20 protein-coding genes and 1 tRNA gene are annotated in these 20,691 nt (G+C 65.1%); 4 read left to right on the top strand and 17 right to left on the bottom strand.

Going from position 1 to position 20,691, the window contains the following annotated elements; translation table 11 throughout:
- Positions 1-49 precede the first annotated feature (49 nt).
- Complete coding sequence (locus ACYQ6T_RS03005) at positions 50-2,014, top strand: thiamine pyrophosphate-dependent enzyme (RefSeq protein WP_459827405.1); 1,965 nt, start codon at positions 50-52, stop codon at positions 2,012-2,014.
- Complete coding sequence (locus tag ACYQ6T_RS03000) at positions 2,011-2,634, top strand: indolepyruvate oxidoreductase subunit beta (RefSeq protein WP_459827402.1); 624 nt, start codon at positions 2,011-2,013, stop codon at positions 2,632-2,634. Before ACYQ6T_RS03005 ends, ACYQ6T_RS03000 begins: the two co-directional genes overlap by 4 nt.
- A 34-nt stretch (positions 2,635-2,668) precedes the next feature.
- On the opposite strand, the gene ACYQ6T_RS02995 is transcribed toward ACYQ6T_RS03000, so the two are convergent.
- The 16 genes from ACYQ6T_RS02995 to ACYQ6T_RS02920 all read right to left on the bottom strand — a co-directional run bounded on the left by ACYQ6T_RS02995 (position 2,669) and on the right by ACYQ6T_RS02920 (position 18,561).
- The gene (locus ACYQ6T_RS02995; protein ID WP_459827400.1) at positions 2,669-3,979 is read right to left on the bottom strand and encodes an adenylosuccinate synthase; all 1,311 of its coding nucleotides are present in this window, start codon (positions 3,977-3,979) and stop codon (positions 2,669-2,671) included.
- A gap of 18 nt (positions 3,980-3,997) precedes the next feature.
- A complete protein-coding gene (locus ACYQ6T_RS02990) occupies positions 3,998-5,185 on the bottom strand; it encodes an ATP phosphoribosyltransferase regulatory subunit (protein WP_459827397.1) in 1,188 nt (395 codons plus the stop codon).
- Positions 5,182-6,069 carry a protease modulator HflC gene (gene hflC / locus ACYQ6T_RS02985; RefSeq protein ID WP_459827393.1) on the bottom strand — a complete coding sequence of 296 codons (888 nt, stop codon included), beginning with the start codon at positions 6,067-6,069 and terminating at the stop codon, positions 5,182-5,184. Before hflC ends, ACYQ6T_RS02990 begins: the two co-directional genes overlap by 4 nt.
- Complete coding sequence (gene hflK, locus ACYQ6T_RS02980) at positions 6,066-7,376, bottom strand: FtsH protease activity modulator HflK (RefSeq protein ID WP_459827390.1); 1,311 nt, start codon at positions 7,374-7,376, stop codon at positions 6,066-6,068. The genes hflC and hflK overlap by 4 nt, the downstream gene beginning before the upstream one ends.
- On the bottom strand, positions 7,367-8,533 hold the full coding sequence (gene hflX, locus ACYQ6T_RS02975) for a GTPase HflX (protein WP_459827387.1): 1,167 nt from the start codon (positions 8,531-8,533) through the stop codon (positions 7,367-7,369). Before hflX ends, hflK begins: the two co-directional genes overlap by 10 nt.
- Positions 8,533-8,778, bottom strand: a complete 246-nt coding sequence (gene hfq, locus ACYQ6T_RS02970; protein WP_459827384.1) for an RNA chaperone Hfq — start codon at positions 8,776-8,778, stop codon at positions 8,533-8,535. The genes hflX and hfq overlap by 1 nt, the downstream gene beginning before the upstream one ends.
- 71 nt (positions 8,779-8,849) lie before the next feature.
- Complete coding sequence (gene der / locus ACYQ6T_RS02965) at positions 8,850-10,217, bottom strand: ribosome biogenesis GTPase Der (protein ID WP_459827381.1); 1,368 nt, start codon at positions 10,215-10,217, stop codon at positions 8,850-8,852.
- Positions 10,214-11,368: an outer membrane protein assembly factor BamB gene (bamB, locus tag ACYQ6T_RS02960; protein WP_459827379.1), complete on the bottom strand. Its 1,155-nt coding sequence runs from the start codon at positions 11,366-11,368 to the stop codon at positions 10,214-10,216. The genes der and bamB overlap by 4 nt, the downstream gene beginning before the upstream one ends.
- Positions 11,365-12,030: a YfgM family protein gene (locus ACYQ6T_RS02955; protein ID WP_459827376.1), complete on the bottom strand. Its 666-nt coding sequence runs from the start codon at positions 12,028-12,030 to the stop codon at positions 11,365-11,367. The genes bamB and ACYQ6T_RS02955 overlap by 4 nt, the downstream gene beginning before the upstream one ends.
- The gene (gene hisS / locus ACYQ6T_RS02950) at positions 12,008-13,315 is read right to left on the bottom strand and encodes a histidine--tRNA ligase (protein WP_459827374.1); all 1,308 of its coding nucleotides are present in this window, start codon (positions 13,313-13,315) and stop codon (positions 12,008-12,010) included. Before hisS ends, ACYQ6T_RS02955 begins: the two co-directional genes overlap by 23 nt.
- A gap of 1 nt (position 13,316) precedes the next feature.
- Entirely contained in the window at positions 13,317-14,585 is a 1,269-nt protein-coding gene (gene ispG / locus ACYQ6T_RS02945) for a flavodoxin-dependent (E)-4-hydroxy-3-methylbut-2-enyl-diphosphate synthase (RefSeq protein WP_459827371.1), read from the bottom strand.
- Between the two features lie 10 nt (positions 14,586-14,595).
- A complete protein-coding gene (locus tag ACYQ6T_RS02940; protein ID WP_459827368.1) occupies positions 14,596-15,624 on the bottom strand; it encodes a helix-turn-helix domain-containing protein in 1,029 nt (342 codons plus the stop codon).
- Positions 15,618-16,436 (bottom strand): tetratricopeptide repeat protein, encoded by an 819-nt coding sequence (locus tag ACYQ6T_RS02935; RefSeq protein ID WP_459827366.1) that lies wholly within the window; start codon positions 16,434-16,436, stop codon positions 15,618-15,620. Before ACYQ6T_RS02935 ends, ACYQ6T_RS02940 begins: the two co-directional genes overlap by 7 nt.
- Positions 16,436-17,581, bottom strand: coding sequence for a dual-specificity RNA methyltransferase RlmN (gene rlmN, locus ACYQ6T_RS02930; protein ID WP_459827363.1), 1,146 nt, complete (start codon positions 17,579-17,581; stop codon positions 16,436-16,438). Before rlmN ends, ACYQ6T_RS02935 begins: the two co-directional genes overlap by 1 nt.
- Before the next feature lie 6 nt (positions 17,582-17,587).
- The gene (gene ndk, locus ACYQ6T_RS02925) at positions 17,588-18,013 is read right to left on the bottom strand and encodes a nucleoside-diphosphate kinase (RefSeq protein WP_459827361.1); all 426 of its coding nucleotides are present in this window, start codon (positions 18,011-18,013) and stop codon (positions 17,588-17,590) included.
- Between the two features lie 101 nt (positions 18,014-18,114).
- Positions 18,115-18,561: a hypothetical protein gene (locus ACYQ6T_RS02920; RefSeq protein ID WP_459827358.1), complete on the bottom strand. Its 447-nt coding sequence runs from the start codon at positions 18,559-18,561 to the stop codon at positions 18,115-18,117.
- A 78-nt stretch (positions 18,562-18,639) separates the two neighbouring features.
- Between ACYQ6T_RS02920 and earP the strand changes: the two genes are divergently transcribed.
- Entirely contained in the window at positions 18,640-19,797 is a 1,158-nt protein-coding gene (gene earP, locus ACYQ6T_RS02915; protein ID WP_459827356.1) for an elongation factor P maturation arginine rhamnosyltransferase EarP, read from the top strand.
- A 40-nt stretch (positions 19,798-19,837) separates the two neighbouring features.
- Positions 19,838-20,398: an elongation factor P gene (gene efp, locus ACYQ6T_RS02910; RefSeq protein ID WP_459827548.1), complete on the top strand. Its 561-nt coding sequence runs from the start codon at positions 19,838-19,840 to the stop codon at positions 20,396-20,398.
- 211 nt (positions 20,399-20,609) lie between these two features.
- On the opposite strand, the gene ACYQ6T_RS02905 is transcribed toward efp, so the two are convergent.
- Positions 20,610-20,686 (bottom strand) — tRNA-Pro (locus tag ACYQ6T_RS02905).
- Positions 20,687-20,691 lie beyond the last annotated feature (5 nt).

Raw genomic sequence — 20,691 nt, 5'->3', positions numbered from 1 at the left:
AACCTCCCTCCCTTTTGTTACGATTTCCCGTTCCACAAGGGAGGGACCCATGAATCCATTCACACTACCCGCAGGGACGCGCGCGCTCCTCTCAGGCAACGAAGCGGTCGCCCGCGGCGCCTGGGAAGCGGGCGTCGCGGTGGCCGCCGCCTACCCTGGGACGCCATCAACCGAAATCCTCGAAACCTTCGCCCACGCCCCCGACGGCTACGCCGAATGGTCGGTCAATGAGAAGGTTGCCCTCGAAGTCGCCCTGGGCGCGTCGGTGATGGGAAGCCGCGCGCTCTGCGCGATGAAGCATGTCGGCCTGAACGTCGCCGCTGACACGCTGATGACTGCAACGCTCACGGGCGTCGTCGGCGGCCTGGTGATCGCGGTTGCCGACGATGTCGGTCTCTCCTCGTCGCAAAACGAACAGGACTCCCGCTACTGGGGGCGCTTCGCCCATCTCCCCGTCATTGAACCGGCCGACTCGCAAGAGGCGCTGACCTTCACCCGGGAGGCCTTCGCCCTCAGTGAAACGCTCGGCGTCCCGGTGATTCTACGCCTCACGACCCGCGTCTGCCACGTCAAGACCCCGGTCACGGTCGGGACGCGCCAACCCCCACACCCCGACGAGACACGCCGCTTTCGCAAAGACCCAGCGCGCTGGGTGATGGTGCCGGGAAACGCGAAAGAGCGACTCCCGTGGCAACACCAGCGGGAAAACGAGTGGCGCGCGTTGAGTGAAAAGAGCGTGCTCAACCGCCTCGAACCGGGAAATGATCGCCGCTGGGGCTTCGTCGTCTCGGGGCCTGCCTACTACCACGTCAAAGAGGCTTTTCCCGACGCCCCTGTCCTCAAACTCGGCTGGTCGCACCCGCTCCCCTTTGCGCTCTGTCACCAACTGGCCGCGCTGTGCGAAACGGTCGTCGTTGTCGAAGAGACCGAGCCCCTGGTCGAACAGGAGTTGCGCGCCGCGGGTTTCGCTGTTGTCGGCAAGGAGCGTCTTCCCCGCTGGGGCGAATTGACGCCAACACGTCTGCAAGCGGCGCTCAGGGAAGAGGCACCAAGCCCCTCAGCTGCCGCTTCGCGCCGATCGCCCGTTGCCGCGACCGTCTCATCGCACCACGCTGAAAAAGGGTCACTCCCCGCACAACCGATCACCCTCTTTCCCCGCCCCTCTTCTCTCTGCGTCGCCTGTCCCCATCTCGGCGTCTATTACACCCTGTCGCAGCTGCGCAACGTCGTCATTGCAGGCGACATCGGCTGCTACACCCTCGGGGCTGGCCACCCGTGGAACGCGCTCGACACCTGCATCAGCATGGGGGCCTCGATTCCGATGGCGATCGGGATGGATAAAGGGCGGCAGCCCGAGGATGCCAAGCAACGCATCGTCGCGGTGATCGGCGACTCCACCTTTCTCCACATGGGGATGACCGGCCTCGTCGACGCCGTCTACAACCGCGCCAACATCACCGTGCTGCTCCTCGACAACCGCGCCGTCGGCATGACCGGCGGGCAGGACCACCCTGGAACCGGCCGGAATCTCCGTGGCGAAGAGGCCCCTCGCGTCGATTTTGCCGCACTCGTGCAAGCGCTCGGCGTTCCGGCCGAACATGTCGCGGTCGTCGACCCGTACGAACTCCCCACCCTCTTCAAGACGCTGCGGCGCGAGATCGCCTACGACGGCCCGTCGGTGATCATCACCAACCAACCGTGTGTTCTCACCGACCGCTTCGTTCCCCGCACCCCCTACCGCGTCGAGGAGGAGCGGTGCACCGGCTGCGGCAACTGTCTCGACGTCGGCTGCCCCGCGATCCACGTCCGCGAACGGCGCGACGCCGTGAAGCCGAGCGGTAAAACGGTGGAACTGGCGTTTGTGACGATCGACACCGTCGCCTGCACCGGCTGCGGCCTCTGCCTCCAGCCGTGTGCCCCCGACGCGATCCAGCCGGCGACACTCTCCCACCACACCGTTGCCGATCGCGACCATGCCCAAGCGGCGCTAAGCGTCGTGGAGGCGACCCCATGACGGTGATGAACATCCTCATCGTCGGCGTCGGTGGTCAAGGGGTCTTGACCGCGTCGGAGATTCTCGCGCAGGCGGCGCTCCACCTCGGGCTCGACGTCAAAAAGAGCGAAGTGGCCGGCATGGCGCAGCGCGGAGGCGTCGTCACCTCGCACCTTCGGGTGGGCGAACGGGTCCTATCGCCGCAGATCGACCCAGGCAACGCCGACCTGATCTTGGCGTTCGAGATCGCCGAAGCGCTGCGGTGGTTGCCGTGGAGCCGCCCGGAGGCGACGCTCGTCGTCAACAGCGGCCGCATCGTCCCCCCGGTGGTCGAACTGGGGCTCTACCGTTACCCCAGCGACGCGCACGAACAGCTCGTCGCCTCGGGCCGCCGCGTCCTCATCCTCGACGCAGCCACAGAGGCGCAAGCGCTCGGCGACATCCGCCTAGGGAACGTACTGATGCTCGGCGCCGCGAGCCCCTTCCTCCCTTTCACCCCCGAGAGGCTCCTGCAAGCGATCGAAGCGCGCTTTGCGCGCAAGGGAGAGGCGGTGGTCGCCAAAAACCGTGCCGCCTTTGCCCGCGGCCAAGCGATCGCCGCAGAGGGGACGCCGACTCCTGCCGCGACCGCAAGCCACTGACCCGCCCCCCAGGGGGGCGGAAGGAGGCAGTCGGTTACGCGCCGAAGGGGTGGCGGCGCAGGATCGTTTCACTCCGCTCGGGGCCGGTCGAGATCACGTCGATCGGCACCTCGCAGAACTCCTCGATGCGGTGGAGATAGGCACGCGCCGCGGCGGGCAGATCCTCCCAGCGCTTCGCCCCAAAGGTGCTCGCCTGCCACCCCGGCCACGACTCGTAGATCGGCTGGCAGCGGGCCACCTCATCCGCCCCCATCGGGAGCAGCTCGATCCGCTCCCCGTCGAGCTGGTAGCCGACGCAGAGCTTGAGCTCCTCGAGCCCGTCGAGGACATCGAGCTTGGTGATGCAGAGGCCCGTCACCCCATTGATGATCAATGACCGCTTCAACGCCGCAAGATCGAGCCAGCCACAGCGGCGCTTACGGCCGGTGACGGTGCCAAACTCCCGTCCCTTCGTCGACATCTGCCACCCCGGCGTCCCCTCGCGCTCAATCTCGAGCTCGGTGGGGAAGGGGCCACCCCCGACCCGGGTGCAATAGGCTTTGGTGATCCCCAAGACGTAGTGGAGCCGCCCCGGGCCAACCCCCGCGCCCGCAGCGGCCGCTCCAGCGACGCAGTTGCTCGAGGTGACAAACGGATAGGTGCCGTGGTCGATATCGAGGAGTGTCCCTTGCGCCCCTTCGAAGAGGAGGTTCCCCCCCTCCTTGTTGATGCGGTAGAGCTCGGCGGAGACGTCGGCAACGAGCGGCTTGATCACCTCAGCATCCGCAAGGAGCTGCTCCCAGAATGACTCCAGGGTAACCGGCTCCGCGTCGAGGAGCTCCGTCAGGAGGTGATTGACCACCGCGAGATTCGCCTCGATCCGCTCGCGCAGGCGCGCGGGCTCAAAGAGGTCATAGACCCGCACCGCCCGGCGCGCGACCTTGTCTTCGTATGCGGGACCGATCCCTTTGCCCGTCGTGCCAATTTTATTCGCCCCAGAGCGCGCCGCCTCGCGCGCGCGGTCGAGCGCCACGTGGTACGGCAGGATCAACGGGCACCCTGGGCTCACCTTGAGGCGCGAACGCACCTCGATTCCGCCCTCCTCCAGCGCCGCAATCTCCGCAACGAGATGGTGGATGTCGAGCACCACGCCATTGCCGATGAAACAGGCCACTTTGGGGCGAACGATCCCGGAGGGAACGAGGTTGAGCTTGAAGGTCTCTCCGCCCACCACCAGCGTATGACCCGCGTTATGCCCCCCTTGGAAACGGACCACCCCGTGCGCCGAATCGGTGAGCCAGTCGACGATCTTCCCTTTCCCCTCATCGCCCCACTGCGTCCCCACCACTACGACGTTTTTGGCCATCGAATCCTCCCTCCTCGGTTAGACCTTCTCGATGGGCACCACCGACCAGGCGCCCCCCTCCCAAACCAGACGACGGGTACATCCCGCCTCTTGCCAGCTCGCGAGCGAATGGCCCGGGAGCTCATCGACCACCACCTCCCCTTGGGCGCGCAGCACCCGAACCCGCTCAACGAGTTGCGCCCGCACCTCACACGGGATGTCGCGCGGAAGCATCGGCGCAAGGATCGCCCCCGAAAGCGGCGCAAGCGGTAACAGCGGCTGCACCGACCTGAGGTCGATCGAAAAACCGGTCGCAGCGCGCGCACGGCCGAAGACTGCCCCCATCCCGTCGTACCGCCCACCGAGGGCAACCGCCGCGGCACTTCCCGGCACGAACGCGGCAAACATCACCCCCGTGTGATAGTGGTAGCCACGAAGGTCGGCGAGGTCGAAGCCAATCGTCGCCTCCTCCTCGGCCAACGCTTCGGCAATCGCACGCAGATGGGCCAGTGCCGCCGCGATCTCGGGCCACGCAGGGAGTCGTGCTTGAGCCTCCTCAACTACCTCGGCACCGCCGTAGGCGTGGGGCAACCAGAGGAGCGCCTCAGCCACCTCAGCAGCGCACGACCGTCCCGCAACGAAATCGGCAAGATCGGCGCGGTTCTTTGCCCTAAGCAACCCAAAGAGGGTCTCCGCCTCCTCTTCGCTCCACCCGGCGGTGAGCGCCCGGAAGATCGCCATATGGGCGAACTCGAGGCGGATCGCCGCAAGCCCCGCCTCCTCGAGCAACCGCAACAGCAGCCGCGCCACTTCGATGTCGGCTTCGACCCCGGCGTGGCCGTAGAGCTCGGCGCCAAGTTGCCACGGTTCGCGCACCGCCAAGAGGTTGGCGGGCCGCGCATGGGCGACCGGCCCGCAGTAACAGAGGCGCGTCACCCCCTCGCGATTGAGGAGATGCGCGTCGATCCGCGCGATCTGCGGCGTCATGTCGGGACGAACGGCGAGCGTCTTACCGCTCACCGGATCGACCACCTGGAAGGTCCGCTCCGCAAGATCCCGCCCGGAACCCACGGTGAGCGCCTCCAAGTACTCCAAAAGGGGCGGTGCAACCAGCTGGTAGCCGTGGCTGCGCAGCAGCGCCAACGACCGCCGCCGCAGCGTCTCCAGCTGCTCGGCAGCGGGAGGGAGCTCGTCACGGAAATGGTCAGGGACCGTCCACAACGTCATCGCGACCCCTCGGAACCCTTGAGATCGCCGCGAAAGTGGCGGAAGAATTCGCTCGTCGCGTCAAGGACCAGAACGTCTTCGCGCCGGGCAAAGCTCGCCCGGTACGCCTCGAGGCTGCGGTAGAAGCGGAAGAAGTCGGGATCTTTGCCGAACGCCTCGTTGTAGACTCGCGCCGCTTCCGCGTCCCCCTCACCGCGGATCCTCTGCGCCTCCCGGTAGGCGTTGGCGATGATCACTTCGCGCTCGCGATCGGCTTCGGCGCGGATCCGCTCGGCGTCGGCCGCTCCTTCCGAGCGCAGGTTGTTCGCGACCCGTTTCCGTTCGGCCTCCATCCGGCGATAGACCGATTCCGAGACTTCGGCGGGGAGGTCGACCCGCTTCAAACGGACATCGACGATGGTGACGCCAAAGGTTCGGGCATCTTTGTCGGTCTTCTGGCGCACCTCCTCCATCACCTTGTCCCGCTCGCCCGAGACGACGTCGTGGACGGTGCGCAAACCAAACTCTTCGCGGAGCGACGCATTCACGGTCTGCAGAATCCGCGTGCGGGCGCGCAGCTCGTCCCCCGCAAGCGAGACGAAGTACTGTTTCGGATCGACGATCCGCCACTTGACGAAATGGTCGACGAGGACGTTTTTCTTTTCCGAGGTGATGAACCGCTCGGGGTCTGGGGTGTCGATCGTCAAGAGCCGCTTATCGAAAAAGCGGACGTTTTGGATGAGGGGAAGCTTCACGTGAAGGCCCGGCTGGTCGATCACCTGGCGCACTTCACCGAACTGCATCACGAGCGCGTAACGCCGCTCATCGACGACAAAGAGGCTCATCGAGGCCAACACTGCAACGAGCAGCGTCACGCCGAGTAAGAGGGTAACTCTCGGATTCATGGGCGACTCTCCCGATCACGCGTCAAGGCCCGAACCGCATCGCGCGGCCGGTCAGGGAGCGGCGAACCCGCGTTCCCCCCGCCGGGACTCACCGCTCCCGAGACCGCGTCGCGCAGCAGATCTTCAGGCGCCTGGCTCGCATCGCTCGCGGCAGTGCCACTGTTCCCGCGCCCTTTTTGCGCGAGCAGCTCGGCAAGGGGGAGCAGCAACAGGTTGTTCGACGACTCAGCGTCGACGAGCACCTTACTCGTGTGGGTGAAGACCTGCTGCATCGTCTCGAGGTAGAGCCGTTCGCGGGTGAGCGCCGGCGCTTCGCGGTACTGGGTGTAGAGGCTCAAAAAGCGTTGGCTGTTCCCCGCCGCTTCGCTCACCACCCGCGATTTGTAGGCCTCGGCCTCTTCGATCATTCGCGACGCCGTCCCGCGTGCCCGCGGGACCACCGCGTTCGCGTACGCCTCCCCTTCGTTGCGCAGCCGTTCGCGGTCCTGCCCCGCCTTGACCGCGTCGTCAAACGCTGCCTGCACCTGCTCGGGCGGCTGTGCGTTCTGGAGCGTCACCCGAACGATCTGCACCCCCGTCTGGTAGCGGTCGAGCATCTGTTGCATCAACGCCTGCGAACGCGCCGCAATATCCTCGCGCCCTTCGTAGAGGACGTAGTCCATTTTGCTCTTGCCAACGATCTCCCGCATCGCGCTCTCGGCCACCTGTTTCACCGTCTCATCGGGCGCTCGGTCGCGGAAGAGGTAGTCCTCCGGGGATTTGAGGCGATACTGCACCGCGAAGAAGATGGTGACGATGTTCTCATCGTCGGTGAGCATCAGCGCTTCGCGGAGGTTCTTGTTCCGTTCGCTCCCGCGGTAGCCCACCTCGACCGTTCGAACGCCGGTGAAATCGACCAGCTGATGGGACTCAAGCGGCCACGGCAGCCGCCACCGCAGCCCCGGCTCGGTGGTTTCGAGGTATTTACCCAGGCGCAGCACGACCGCCCGCTCGTTGGCTTCGACCTTGTAGAATCCTGAGGCCAACCAGAGCACGAGTAGCGCGACCCCAATCAGGCCCAAAAAGAGCCCCAGCCGCCGCGGGTCGCTTCCGCCACTGCCAAAACCTCGGTCACGGGGGGACTCTCCCCCCCCTTTGCCGCCAAAGAGGGTATTCAGCCGTTCGTTGAACTGCCGCCACACCTCGTCGAGGTCGGGTGGTCCCTCCTCGTCGGGACGAGTACCCAACGGGCGTTGCCGCGGATCCTTGGGTTCGGTCGGTCGCTGGGGCGCGTTGTCGTCACCCCACCGCGGGTCGTTCAAAGCCATGGCGATCTTTCCCTTTCGCACCATTCCGGGGCGTCGTTGGTCGCAGTCGCGCCGCGCTGCTCCTCGGCAAGCGCCTGCAGCCGCTCGTCCATCGCGCTGCGGAGGAGCTCAAGCCCTGCTCCTGTTGCGGCGCTCACGGTGACGCGGCGAATCGTACCACACGGCTCCCGCACCACCTCTGGGGTTTGACCGAGGAGGTCGATTTTGTTCCCCACCTCAAGAACGGGCACGCTCTCGGCCCCAATCTCCCGCAGCGTCTCCGTGACCGCGTCACGCTGCGCTGCGCTGTCGCGGCTCGCAAGGTCGCTCACCACCAGCAGCAGATCGGCCTCTCTCACCTCTTCAAGCGTCGCGTGAAATGCGGCGACGAGATCGTGCGGCAACGCGCGAATGAAACCGACCGTGTCGGAGAGGGCGATGTTCCCAACCGTCGGCAGCCAAATCCGCCGCGTCGTGGTGTCGAGGGTGGCAAAAAGCTGGTCGGCCGCGTAGCTCTCCGCTTTGGTGAGCGCGTTGAAGAGGGTCGATTTGCCCGCGTTGGTGTAACCCACCAGCGCCACTTGCGGCACATGGTAGCGGATGCGCCCGCGCCGCCGGGTCGCCCGCTGCCGCTCAAGGCGTTTGAGCCGCTCGCGCAAGCGCTTCACCCGCTCGCCAATCAACCGTCGGTCGGTCTCCAACTGCGTCTCGCCCGGGCCGCGCAACCCAATCCCACCCCGCTGCCGCTCCAGGTGGGTCCAACTGCGGATGAGCCGCGTGCTCAAGTACTGCAGCTGCGCGAGCTCCACCTGGAGCTTCCCTTCAGCGCTCTTCGCGCGCAGCGCAAAGATGTCGAGGATCAACGCGTTGCGGTCGATCACCCGGCAGGAGAGCGCCCGCTCGAGATTGCGCTGCTGGCCGGGGGTCAGGGGATGGTTGAAGACCACGAGATCGGCGTGATGCTCTGCGACGAGCGCGGCAAGCTCCTCGACTTTGCCCGCACCGATAAAGGTCGCCGGGTCGGGTTTGGCACGTCGGGCGGTGAGCGACCCGACAATGCACCCTCCGGCACTCAACACCAGCTGCCGGAGCTCCTCGAGCCACTCGGCAACGTCTCCTTCGCCGAAATCGACCTGAACGAGCCAGGCCCGCTCACCGAACCGCGGGCGTTCGAACATCAGGACTCTTCGCTCTCCCCGTGCACCTCCCGGAGCGTCACGGGACGGGACGGCACGACGGTGGAGATCGCGTGCTTGTAGACCATCTGGGTCACCGTGTTCTTGAGGAGCACGACGTACTGGTCGAACGATTCGATCTGACCCTGCAGCTTGATGCCATTGACGAGGTAGATCGACACCGGCACCCGCTCTCGGCGGAGGAGATTGAGAAACGGATCTTGCAGTTGTAGGGCTTTATTGCTCATCTTGGTAACTCATCTTTTGGGGAGTGAGAACACGATATTGTACGCGACTTCCTTCCCGCGTGCACCGGGCGTCACCGCTCCTTTTCCGCATAGGGGTTGTGGGTTGTGCGGAATTCAAGGCGCAGGGGAGTCCCTTTCAACGCAAACGCCTCAGTAAAACCGTGCTCTAGGTAGCGCACATAGGATTTGGGTAGGTGCTCGAGGGCGCTGCCGTGGACCACGATGATCGGGGGATTGCTTCCCCCTTGGTGGGCGTAGCGGGGTTTGGGACGGAAGAGCCCATGGCGCGGGGGGGCTTGCCGCTTGACGAGTTCCGCAAGGACTCGGGTAAGCTGCGGCGTCGGAAGCTTTTTCATCGCCGCCGCGTAGGCCTCATTGACCGCTTTCATCAGCGCCTTGAGGCCATGACCAGTTTTCGCCGAAAGGGTCACCACCGGTGCAAAGGAGAGAAATCCGAGCTTATGCGCGAGTTGGTTTTTGATCCGCTGCCGTTGATAGGTGTCTGCCGCGTCCCACTTATTCACGGCGACGACGAGCGCCCGACCCGTCTCGACGATGAAGCCACCGAGGTGGGCGTCCTGCTCCCCCACCTCCTGGGTCGCATCGAGGGTCAGCACCACCACATGGGCCCGCTCAACCGCCTGGAGCGCTTTGATCACCGAAAACTTCTCGACCACGTCGGTCACACGCCCCTTCTTCCTCACCCCGGCGGTATCGACCAGCGTGTAGCGGCGCCCGTCGAGCTCGAAGGGGACATCGATCGCGTCGCGCGTCGTCCCCGGCATATCGAAGGCGATCAGCCGCTCTTCGCCGATGAGTGCGTTGATGAGCGTCGATTTTCCTACGTTGGGGCGGCCGAGCACCGCGACGCGGATTCCCTCTTCCTGCTCCTCTTCCTCGTCACCCGTCGCAAGCGGCTCTTCGGGGCGTTTCGGTTTGGGGAAAGGGGCAAGCAGCTCGTGGATCATCTCCCGCACCCCGTCGCCGTGCGACGCCGAGATCGGGAGCGGTTCGCCAAAACCGAGCGCGTAGAAGTCGCTCCGCGCCACAATCCGGTCGATCCCCTCGCTTTTATTGACCACGACGCGCACCGGCACCCCCAGCGCCCGCAGGTAGGCGGCAATCTCCTCGTCGTGGGGGGTGAGTCCTACTCGCGCATCGACAACGAAGAGGACAAGATCGGCCTCGCGGATCGCGAGCTCCGCCTGCCGCACCATCTCGGCAGTAATCCCCTCCTTCGCTGTCGGGTCGAAGCCGGCGGTGTCGACCACCAAGTAGGGGCGCCCCCCCACCTTCCCCCGCCCATAGCGACGGTCACGGGTCAGCCCCGGAACATTCGCAACGAGCGCGTCGCGCGAGCGCGTCAGGCGATTGAAGAGCGTCGACTTGCCGACGTTGGGTCGTCCAACCAAAACGAGTGTTGGTAACCGCTCGCTCACCGAACCCCCTCCACGACTGCCACCGTTCCGTCGCGGTTCTGCACCACAACGGCGCCATCCGGTAACCGCTGCGGCGGGACGACGATGGGGCCGCTCCCCACCCGAACCCGCGCCCGCACCCGACCCTCCCCCAGGTCGATCGCGTGGAGATACCCTTCACTGTCGCCGACGAGCGCCATGTCGCCCACCACCACCGGGCGCGTCAATTGACGATAGGCCAAGCGGTCGTTCTGCCACCGCTCCCGGCCGCTGAAGAGGTCGAGCGCCAAGACGCGGTCGGTCTCGTCCACAGTGATGATCGACCGCAGATCGCGATCGATCCCGACCCGCGTCGAGACAGGGCTGGAGACCACCTCGCGCCCGCTCTGCAGGTCGAAACAGGCGATCCGAACCTGATAGGCCGCTGCACAGAGCTCATTGCGGTCGACGAGGATCGTCCCGACGATATCGGTCAGCCGCTCGATCTCCGTCGTCCCTTTGGGCGGTGCGACCGTCAGTTCAAAGAAGGGTTGCCCCCGTTTCGGATCGAGCGCAGCCACCACACCTCCGGGATAACCGACGAAGATCGCCCCCCCTTCGGCAAGGAGCGGCGCGCTTTGCCGAAGCGACAACGGGGGCAAAGGCCGTTCATAACGCCAACGCTCCTTGCCGTCGAACCCGTCAAACGCCACCAGGCGATGGTCGACGGCACGTACCACAACGAGCCCCTCAGCAACAAGCGGAGGGGTCACCGCCGGTAGCGCGGCCATTTGCCGCCAGCGCACCGAACCGTCGCTGACGTTCAACGCCACCACCTCCCCTTTTTCGGTCACCACCGCGGCAAGCCGCCCGTCACTGCCCACGCCGGCAAGGATCGGTGCTCCGATCTGAACCTGCCAGCGGCTTGTCCCTTTGGCGTCGAAGAGGGTTACATCCCCGTTGCCGCCCGCGACGACCAGACCGTCGGCAATCGGTGCCGGGGTCAAGTAGCGGCGGTCACCGTTTGAGACCGACGCGGTAAAGCGAACCGGGGCGGTCAAAGGGGCGACGAGCTCCGGGAGCGGCGCGCGTTTCGGTTCCGATGAGGCAAAGGGGTTGAGCGACGAACACCCCGAAAGGAGCAGGAATGCAGCCCAAGCAGCTGCCGAAAGGGATCTGCGGCGCGCACTCATGGGGTTTTCTCCTTGTTCGCGTTCGCCATCGCTAGGCTCACCTCCCGCTTGGCGCGCAGCACACGCTGCGCCGCGGGGTCAGTCACCGCAGCCAACGCCGCATCAAAGTGGCGGAGCGCCTCATCTGGACGATTTTGCGCGAGCGCCACATCCCCTTTGCGCTCGTCAAGGAGCGGTGTAAAGGGCGCCGGAACGGAGACCGGCAGCAAACGAGCGGCTTCATCCGCTTTCCCTTGCGCTAAAAGCATCGCTGCGGCATTGAGTTGCAAAAGGATCTGCGCCTCAGGCTCCCCGGTCAACGCGAGCGCTTCGGTGACGACCGGTAGCGCACGCTCCCACGCCTCGGCTTTTGCCGCGCGATCGGCGACAAGGAGTGCCGCGTAGAACGCCTGCCGCTCGCCCACCCACGGCACCGCCTTGAGCTGCCGCCACGCTTCACTCGCCTTCTCCCAGGCGTTCGCATCAAGCGCCTCCTCGAGCGCGGCAAACGCTTGCGCCGCGCGCTGCTCCTGCGCTCCCCGCCACCACTGCCAGCCGTGCCAAGCGACAGAAAAGAGGAGTGCAGCACCCACCGCTGCGATCAGAAAAAGGCGATTTTCCCGCCACCACGCCTTGAGGGCATCGACCTGCTCTTGCTCTTCATGCGAGAGGATCAGCGCCATCGTCCGTCTCCGTCCCCAATTGCAGTTGCGCCACCACCTCTTCGAGTTGCGCCCACGCCACCTGCCGCTGCGCCCCCGGGCGGCGTAACGGTTTCACGGTCGCGGTTTGATGGGCAAGCTCCTCTTCGCCCAAAATCACCGCAACTTCTGCGCCACTCGCGTCGGCCCGTTTCATCTGGCTCTTGAAGCTGCCCCCGCCGGCATGAACGACCACGGAAAAGCCGCTCGAGCGCAGCGCCTCCGCGAGTTGAAACGCCGCTTGCGTGCTTCCTTCGCCCGAATGGACCAGATAGACGTCGAGTTCGGGGCGCGGTGGCTCACCCCCCGAGACCAACCAGAGTTCGAGGACCCGCTCGATACCGAGGGCAAAACCTGCCGCGGGCGCCGGTTTCCCACCGAGCTGCGCAAAGAGACCGTCGTAGCGCCCCCCCGCACAGATCGTCCCCTGTGCCCCCAATTTCGGCGTCACCCATTCGAAGACGGTGCGGTTGTAATAGTCGAGCCCGCGCACGAGCCGCGGATTGATCCGATAGGGGACCCCCGCCGCTTCGATCAGCTCCAGGACCGCGTCGAAGTGGGCCCGCGTCTCCGCGCCCAAGTAGTCCAAAATCTTGGGTGCCCCTTCGATAAGCGGCTGCATCGCCGGATTTTTACTGTCGAGAATCCGCAAGGGATTGCGGGTGAGACGCCGCCGCGAATCGTCGTCCAACTCACCCTCATGGTCCCGGAAATAGGCAACCAACGCCTCACGGTGCGCCGCGCGTTCGCTGCTGTCGCCCAACGAATTGATCTCCAGGCGCACGTCGGTAATGCCCAGATCGTCCCAGAGACGCGCCCCCATCAGGATCAATTCGGCGTCGATCTCCGGCCCAGCAAAGCCGAGCGCCTCCACCCCCACCTGATGAAACTGCCGGTAGCGCCCTTTCTGGGGGCGCTCATGGCGGAACATCGGCCCCCAGTAGTAGAGGCGCTGCGGCCCATGGTGGAGGAGATTGTGCTCGATCGCTGCCCGGACGCACCCCGCCGTCCCCTCGGGACGGAGCGTCAGGTGCTCGCCATTGAGCGCGTCTTCAAAGGAGTACATCTCCTTTTCGACGATGTCGGTCACCTCGCCGATCGCGCGGGTAAAGAGCGCGCTATGTTCGACAATCGGGAGACGCACCGGCCGGTAACCGTAAGCAGCAGCCCACGAGTGAACCAGTGCTTCGAATTCGCCCCACAGGTGCGACTCGGGGGGCAAAATGTCATTCATGCCGCGAACGCCGCGGATCATCTTCTGACTCATCTCATCCTTTCCGGGGAAAGCGGGTGGTGACGTAGCGCTCAATGAGCGCGAGAAACTCCTCGGCAACACCGTCGCCCCGCAACGTCGCAATCTTTTCGCCATCGACGAAGACGGGCGCAGCAGGCGCTTCGCCGGTACCGGGAAGCGAAATGCCGATGTGGGCGTGGCGCGACTCGCCAGGGCCGTTGACTACGCACCCCATCACGGCAACGTTCAGCTGCTCGACCCCGTCGAACTGCTGCCGCCACTCGGGCATCCGCGCGCGTAAAAAGGCTTCGGTGCGCGCGGCGAGTTCCTGAAAGAGCGTCGAACTGGTCCGGCCGCAACCCGGACACGCGGTCACCGTGGGCGCAAAGGTGCGCAACCCCAGCGCCTGAACGATCTGCTGCGCGACCACCACCTCCTGCGTTCGCGGCTCCCCCGGCGCCGGGGTGAGCGACACCCGAATCGTATCGCCGATCCCCTCTTGCAACAGGACCGCGAGCGCTGCGGTGCTCGCGACGATCCCTTTGCTGCCCATTCCCGCCTCGGTGAGCCCGAGGTGGAGCGGATAGCGACAACGCGCCGCCAATGCGCGGTAGACGGCGATCAGATCCTGCACACTCGAGACCTTCGCCGAAAGGACGATCCGGTCCGGCGCCAACCCCAGCCGCTCCGCTTCCCGCGCCGATTCGAGCGCCGAGGTGACCAGCGCTTCGCGCATCACCGCCTCCGCCGGCCATGGCTCGGCCCGCCGGCCATTCTCGTCCATCAGCCGCGCCAGCACCGACTGGTCGAGACTGCCCCAGTTCACGCCAATGCGAATGGGCTTCCCATAGCGGCACGCGAGCTCGACAATCGCGGCAAACTGCGCGTCCCGTTTGGCGCCAAAGCCGACATTGCCGGGATTGATCCGCCACTTCGCCAACGCCTCGGCGCAGGCGGGATGGTCAGCGAGAAGCCGGTGGCCGTTGTAGTGAAAGTCGCCGACGAGCGGCACCTCGACCCCCCACGCGATCAGACGGTCGACGATTTCAGGAACCGCCTTCGCCGCCGCGTCGCTATTGACCGTGATGCGCACCAATTCCGACCCCGCCTGCGCGAGCTCCGCCACCTGCCGCGCGGTTGCGACCACGTCGCTGGTCTCGGTATTGGTCATCGATTGGATCACGATCGGCGCGTCCGAGCCGATCGTCACCCGTCCCACCCGCACCGCGTAGGTCGCGCGGCGTGGCGCGGGCCCGACAGAGATCGGCGGGCAGAGGGGCGCGATATCGGTGGTTTTCGTCATGCTTTCCCCGTCATGGCTTTCCCGGAACCTGCATGCGCACGACCCCCGGCCCTGGCAGCGCCAGCGCACGCCCCTCCCACTCGAGGAGCAACGCTTTGGCGTTCCCAATGTGGAGCGAATAGGGAGCCCCATCGGGGGGGAAGAGACGGTGAGACCCCTGGCGCAAGACGCCGTCATAGACCACCTTGCCATCGGCAGCGGTGATCCGCAGCCACGAATCCCCGTGCTCGGCGCGCACCAAGAGTCCGCGCCGCGAAACCTCGCCACGCGCCTCCGCTTCACCTGCCTGCGCGGGTGGCTGGGGCTGTTGCACACCACCACCTGCGGGTGGAGATCCCGATGGGAGCGTACGCTCGGGCAGAATAGGCGTAACCGGTTGCCGTGATGAGGGTGTCGTCGTTAGACCTTTTTCGACCGCCTCCCCTCCCCCCTTAGGAAGCGCCCCGTTAGCCGCCGCTTCAGCGGGAGCGGCAGGAACTGCGGGTTCCGCCCTATGCGCTCCCTCGTCACCGGATGGTTCGCGAAGCGGCTCGCGTTGAGGCTCGGGTTCACCCCGCTCGCCGTTTGGGGCAATGAGCGGAGTGACCGCGACCATACTTCCGCCACTCTCCCGGGTGGCGCCGCTCTCCCAAACACCAAACCACTGCAAATAACCGGCAAGCAACGACGCAATCAGGAGCGCCCCCACCACGAAACGAAAGAGCGGACGGCGCCAAAAGGCGCCGCGTTCAACGATCTCCCCTTCGGCGTTGCGCGGAGGGATGAGGTCCACCGTTTGCTCACCAAAAACGCGCGCCACCGCCGCGAGCCACGGTTCGGGGTCGCGCCCAGCCCATCGGGCCACCCCTTTCACCACCCCCCGGACAAACACGGCACCCGGCAACGCCTGCCACTGTCCTGCCTCCAGTGCAGCCAGTTGCCGCGGAGCGATTTTGAGTTCCGCCGCGAGCGCCTCGAGCGACCAACCCGAAGTTTCGCGCAAACGGCGGATCTCAGCTCCCACCGTTTCGGCCGTAGCCCCCTGCCCTTCGGTCACCATGCCTCCCACTCCCCGCGCTCCAATCGCCGCGTCTCGAGCCGTTCGGACGCATCATGCCGCAACCGCGCCGTCCACCGCGCCTCCTCAACACGATCCCCTTTGGCGTGGGCGACGTTCGCGGCAAGCCACCATACTGTCGGATCGTCGGGTGCCGAGCGCAACAGCCGATCGAGATGGCGCGCCGCAACCTCCCACTGCTTTTTGCGTACCGCCCACTGCAACGCGCGCATCTGCACCAGGAAGTCGTCAGGCTGGAGTGCCAACGCCAGATCGATCATCTGCTGCGCCTGCGACTCATCGCCCGCGCGCCACGCACACCACGCGGTGTTCGCGAGCGATCGCCCCCGCCGGGGATAGTAGGGATTGGCTGCAGCGTGCTGCAACCGCACCAACCCCTCTGCGTGGTGACCGGCTTCGCACAAGAGTGTACCGAGCGCGTGAAGAATATCGGGGTCAGCAGGCGCCAACTGCTCCGCCGCGCGAAAGCTCGCCTCGGCTGTTGCGCGATCACCCAAAGCGAGATGGGCAAGCCCCCACGCGTAGGGAACGAGTGGATCGTTGCGGTCGAGCGCCCGGGCCTTCTGAATCTCATCCAACGCCACATCGACCCGACCTAACTCCAGATAGGCGAGCGCCAGGTCAAGCCGCGCTTTACGCTCCTTTTCCCGCCCCTCCTCGGGCACACGGTCGAGAAGGGGCGCCGGATAGGTAAAGCCAGACTCTGCTCGGGAGCCTGTAACCCCCCCCGATGTCGCGCACCCCCCGACCACCAGCGCAGCCAAGAACGCCCAGAGCACGCGGCGCCCCACCATCACCCCTCCACAGCCGCGACACGCATCGTCCGGCGTGTACGATCCTGCACCTGCCCTGCAAGCTGGCCACACGCGGCAGCAACGTCATCGCCGCGCGTCCGCCGGATCGTCGTCACCTTGCCAGCAGCCATTAGCCGCTCGGCAAAGTCGCGAACCCGCTGCGGATCGGGACGACGGAAGGGGCTTCCCGGAAAGGGGTTAAAGGGAATCAGGTTGAATTTACACGGAATGTCGCGCGTGAGCGCCAAAAGCTCGTCAGCGTCTCGCGGCGTATCATTGACGCCGGCGAGCAGCACATACTCAAACATGATGAAGTCGCGCGGCGACACGGTGAGATAGCGCGCGCACGCCGCGAGCAACTCCTTCAACGGGTACTTCTTATTGATTGGCACCAATTCATCGCGCAGCCGGTCGTTCGCCGCGTGGAGCGACACGGCAAGCGCTACCGGACACTCTTCCCGCAGCCGGTCGATTGCCGGCACCAAGCCCGATGTCGAGACGGTGACGCGCCGCCGGGAGAGCCCATAACCGAAATCGTCGAGCATGATGCGAATCGCCCGCACCACGGCGTCGAAGTTCGCCAGAGGTTCGCCCATGCCCATCATCACGACGTTGGTCACCACCCGCCCGTTGTCGGTCCAGTCGCCATCCTCAAGCCGCGCCTGCTCATAGGCCGGTCCCAAAACATGGTTCGCCAACCAGAGCTGCCCGATGATCTCACCCACCGAGAGGTTGCGGTTGAACCCTTGCTTGCCGGTCGCGCAAAAAGCGCAATCGAGCGCGCACCCCGCCTGCGTCGAAATACAGAGTGTTCCGCGGCTGCGCTCCGGAATAAAGACGGTTTCGACCGCGTTGCCCCTGCCGACATCCAAAAGCCACTTGCGCGTCCCGTCGCCCGAAACGCGGTCGGAGATCACCTGAGGGGGCAAGACGGCGGCGCACTCTGCCAATTCAGCCCGCAACGCCTTCGCCACATCGGTCATCGCGGCAAAATCCCCCACCCCCATGCGGTGGATCCAGCGAAAGATTTGCCGCGCTCGAAAAGGTTTCTCACCCCGCGCAACGAACCACGCTTCGAGCTCCTCGCGGGTCATCGCGAGGAGGTTCGTGCGCGAACTTGAGTCCAAGGGTTGCGGGCTATTCATCACCGGTCAACGCGAGTAGATCGCCATTTCCGGGAAGAAGAAGGCGATCTCAGAGCGCGCGGTCTCAGGACCGTCGGAGCCGTGGACGGCGTTGGCGTCGATCGATTCGGCGAAATCGGCCCGGATCGTCCCCGGAAGTGCCTTTTTCGGGTCGGTCGCGCCCATCAATTCGCGGTTTTTCGCGATCGCATTCTCCCCCTCGAGCACTTGAACCATCACTGGCCCAGAGGTCATGAAACGGACGAGATCAGCAAAAAAGGGACGCTCTTTGTGCACCGCGTAGAACGCAGCCGCCTCTTTCTCAGAGAGCCAAACCATCTTCGCCGCGACGATCTTAAGCCCCGCATCTTCGAAACGCTGGTAGATCTTTCCGATGACGTTCTTGGCAACTGCGTCCGGTTTGATGATCGACAAGGTCCGTTCAATAGCCATAACCAGTTCTCCAAGGAAAAGAATGAATTATAGCGCACCTCCCACCTAGAGGAGGTGCTTGAAGAGCGTGTCCTGCCTGCGCAACGGCGGTTTGACTCTTGCTAGCGTTTTTTCGCCGTGCGAATCGGTTTTTCGCTCCGCGGGGGCTCACCGCTACCGTTTGCAAGTTGCGCAAGCGCGATCTCCGGCGCATAGGTGCAGTCGTTGGCAATCGGCCGCTCGTTTTTGAGATTGAGCAAAACGCTCTTCCACGGCAAATCGATCCACAGCAGCCCCGCTCGGTCACTCGCGTAGCGCGGCAGCCCCGACTTCGACGCCTCGCGCTGGAGCTCATGGACCGCCCCCCGGTAGTGGACCTTGATGCTCGTTGCCGACTCGGCGCCCCGTTCGACCCCGACCAACGGTTCGCCATACGCGCAGCGGTAGACCCCGGTGGGCAACTGCAAAGAGAGCTGCGTCTCTGCCGCCTCTCCCCCCGCGGTCATCGCCCAAGCCCCACTCGACCCCACCGCCAAAAGTCCCAGAACAACGGCCCGTTTCCAATCCATCTCTTTCTCCATGACCCATACCACGCAACTATTCTATAATACACGGAATCGCTTGCCCAGAGCACACCGCACCCCCCCTTGGACACACAAACCATCGCCCTCTTCTGCACCCGGATCGACAACTGGGGGGATATCGGTGTGACCTGGCGCCTGGCCCGCGCGCTTGCTGCCCGCGGCCGGCGGGTGATCTGGTGGGTCGACGACCTTGCCGCCGCCCGCACCTATACCGCGCACGCGCCGCTTCCCGCTTCAGTTGAACTGCGCCATTGGACGAGAGACGCCCCCACCCCTGTGGATCGCGCCGTACTTACCACCGTCGCTGCGGTGGTCGAGGCCTTCGCGTGCGGCTTCTCCCCTGCGTGGCTTGAGACGTTCGCGGCAATCTCCCCCCCGCCCACTTGGATCGTCCTCGAACACCTCGTTACCGAACCGTGGGCCGCTGAGGTTCATGGTCTTGCGAGCCCCCACCCGCGCCTCCCCCTTACCGCCCGCTGGTGTGTCCCCGGATTTGAACCCCATAGCGGTGGCCTCCTGCGCGAAGAGCCGCTGCCACTCCCCTTCGCCGCCTCATGCGACTCTCCCCAACCGGGCGTCACCGCCCGATGCGGCGACACCACCCGCTCTGGCGGCGCCACCCCCTCGCCCCCTCTTTGGCCCCATAGCCTCCCCCTGCCGCTCGACCGCTACCGCCACATCTCCCTCTTCTGCTACCCCGACGCGCCGCTTGGCGGCTTCCTGACGGCACTTGCCGCCGACCCCACCCCGACCCTCATCTGGGTGCCCCCGGAAGCGCCGCGCGCCGCGCTTGCCGCGCACGGGATCGCACTCACCGACACCCCACTCCCCTGGCCGGGAACTCCCCACCGTTTCCAACCCATCCCTTTTCTCCCGCCCGACGCCTACGACCAGCTCCTCGCCTTCTGCACCCTCAACTGGGTTCGGGGCGAAGATTCGTTCCTGCGCGCCCAATGGGCCGCCCGCCCCTTCGTCTGGAGCCCCTACCGCCGTCCCGATGGGGCCCACGCCACCTTTGCTGCGGCGTTTCGCGCCCGATTCCGCGGCGACTGGCCTCTTGCCGACACCGAACCGGCGATCGCCGACCCCGCCACCTGGCAACGCGCTTTCGCGACCCTCCCCGCGTGGGAGGCCCACTGCTGGAGGTGGCGACAAACGCTCCTCGCCCTACCGTCACTCGTCGATGCGCTCCTTGGCTTGATCCCGTCGAACATGCGATAATAGCGGTTTGTCTTTTCTCGCAAAGAGGCTGGACCCCATGATGAAGCAAGCTCAGGAATTGCGTAACGGCAACGTCGTCATGATCAAGGACGAACCTTACGTCGTCCTCAAAGGCGAATACAACAAATCGGGACGCAACGCCGCAGTGATGAAGCTGAAACTCAAAAACCTCTTCACCGGCAACGTCTCCGAGACCGTCTACAAGGCGGACGAAAAGTTCGAAACGGTGATCCTCGAGCGCAAAGAGTGCACTTATAGCTACTTTGCCGACCCGATGTACGTCTTCATGGACGAAGAGTTCAACCAGTATGAGGTCGAGAAGGAGAACATGGAAAACGTGCTCCCTTTCCTCGAAGACGGCATGACCGCCGAGATCGTCTTCTTCCAGGGGAAACCGATCGGTGTCGAACTCCCCCCGTCGGTCGTGCGCGAAGTCGAATACACCGAGCCGGCAGTGCGCGGCGACACCTCGGGCAAAGTGATGAAACCGGCGCGGATCAAACCAACCGGCTTCGAAATCCAAGTTCCTGCATTTGTCGAAATCGGCGACAAGATCGAAATCGACACCGCGACGCTCGAATACAAGCGGCGCGTGCAATAATTCCACGACGGCGCGGCGCCCGACGCCTTCCACGCGACGAACGCCCGCCGCTTCTACGCGAATTTCCCCCAGAGCTGCGCACCTCTTGGTTTGAAAACCGCAGCACGCAAAAACCCCCTTTCGGCGTAGAGAGGGGGCTTTTGTCCAGTAGCGCGTCTTCAACCCGTCTGGGCTCAGGCTGATGGAGTGGAAGCGAGATCAAGCGAAAATGTGGTCGGGGAAAGAGGATTCGAACCTCCGACCCCTGCGTCCCGAACGCAGTGCTCTACCAGGCTGAGCTATTCCCCGACTGA

Source organism: Hydrogenophilus islandicus, from assembly GCF_054657095.1.
The sequence above is the reverse complement of the archived record's forward strand: the minus strand, read 5'-3'. Positions and strand labels throughout refer to the sequence as shown.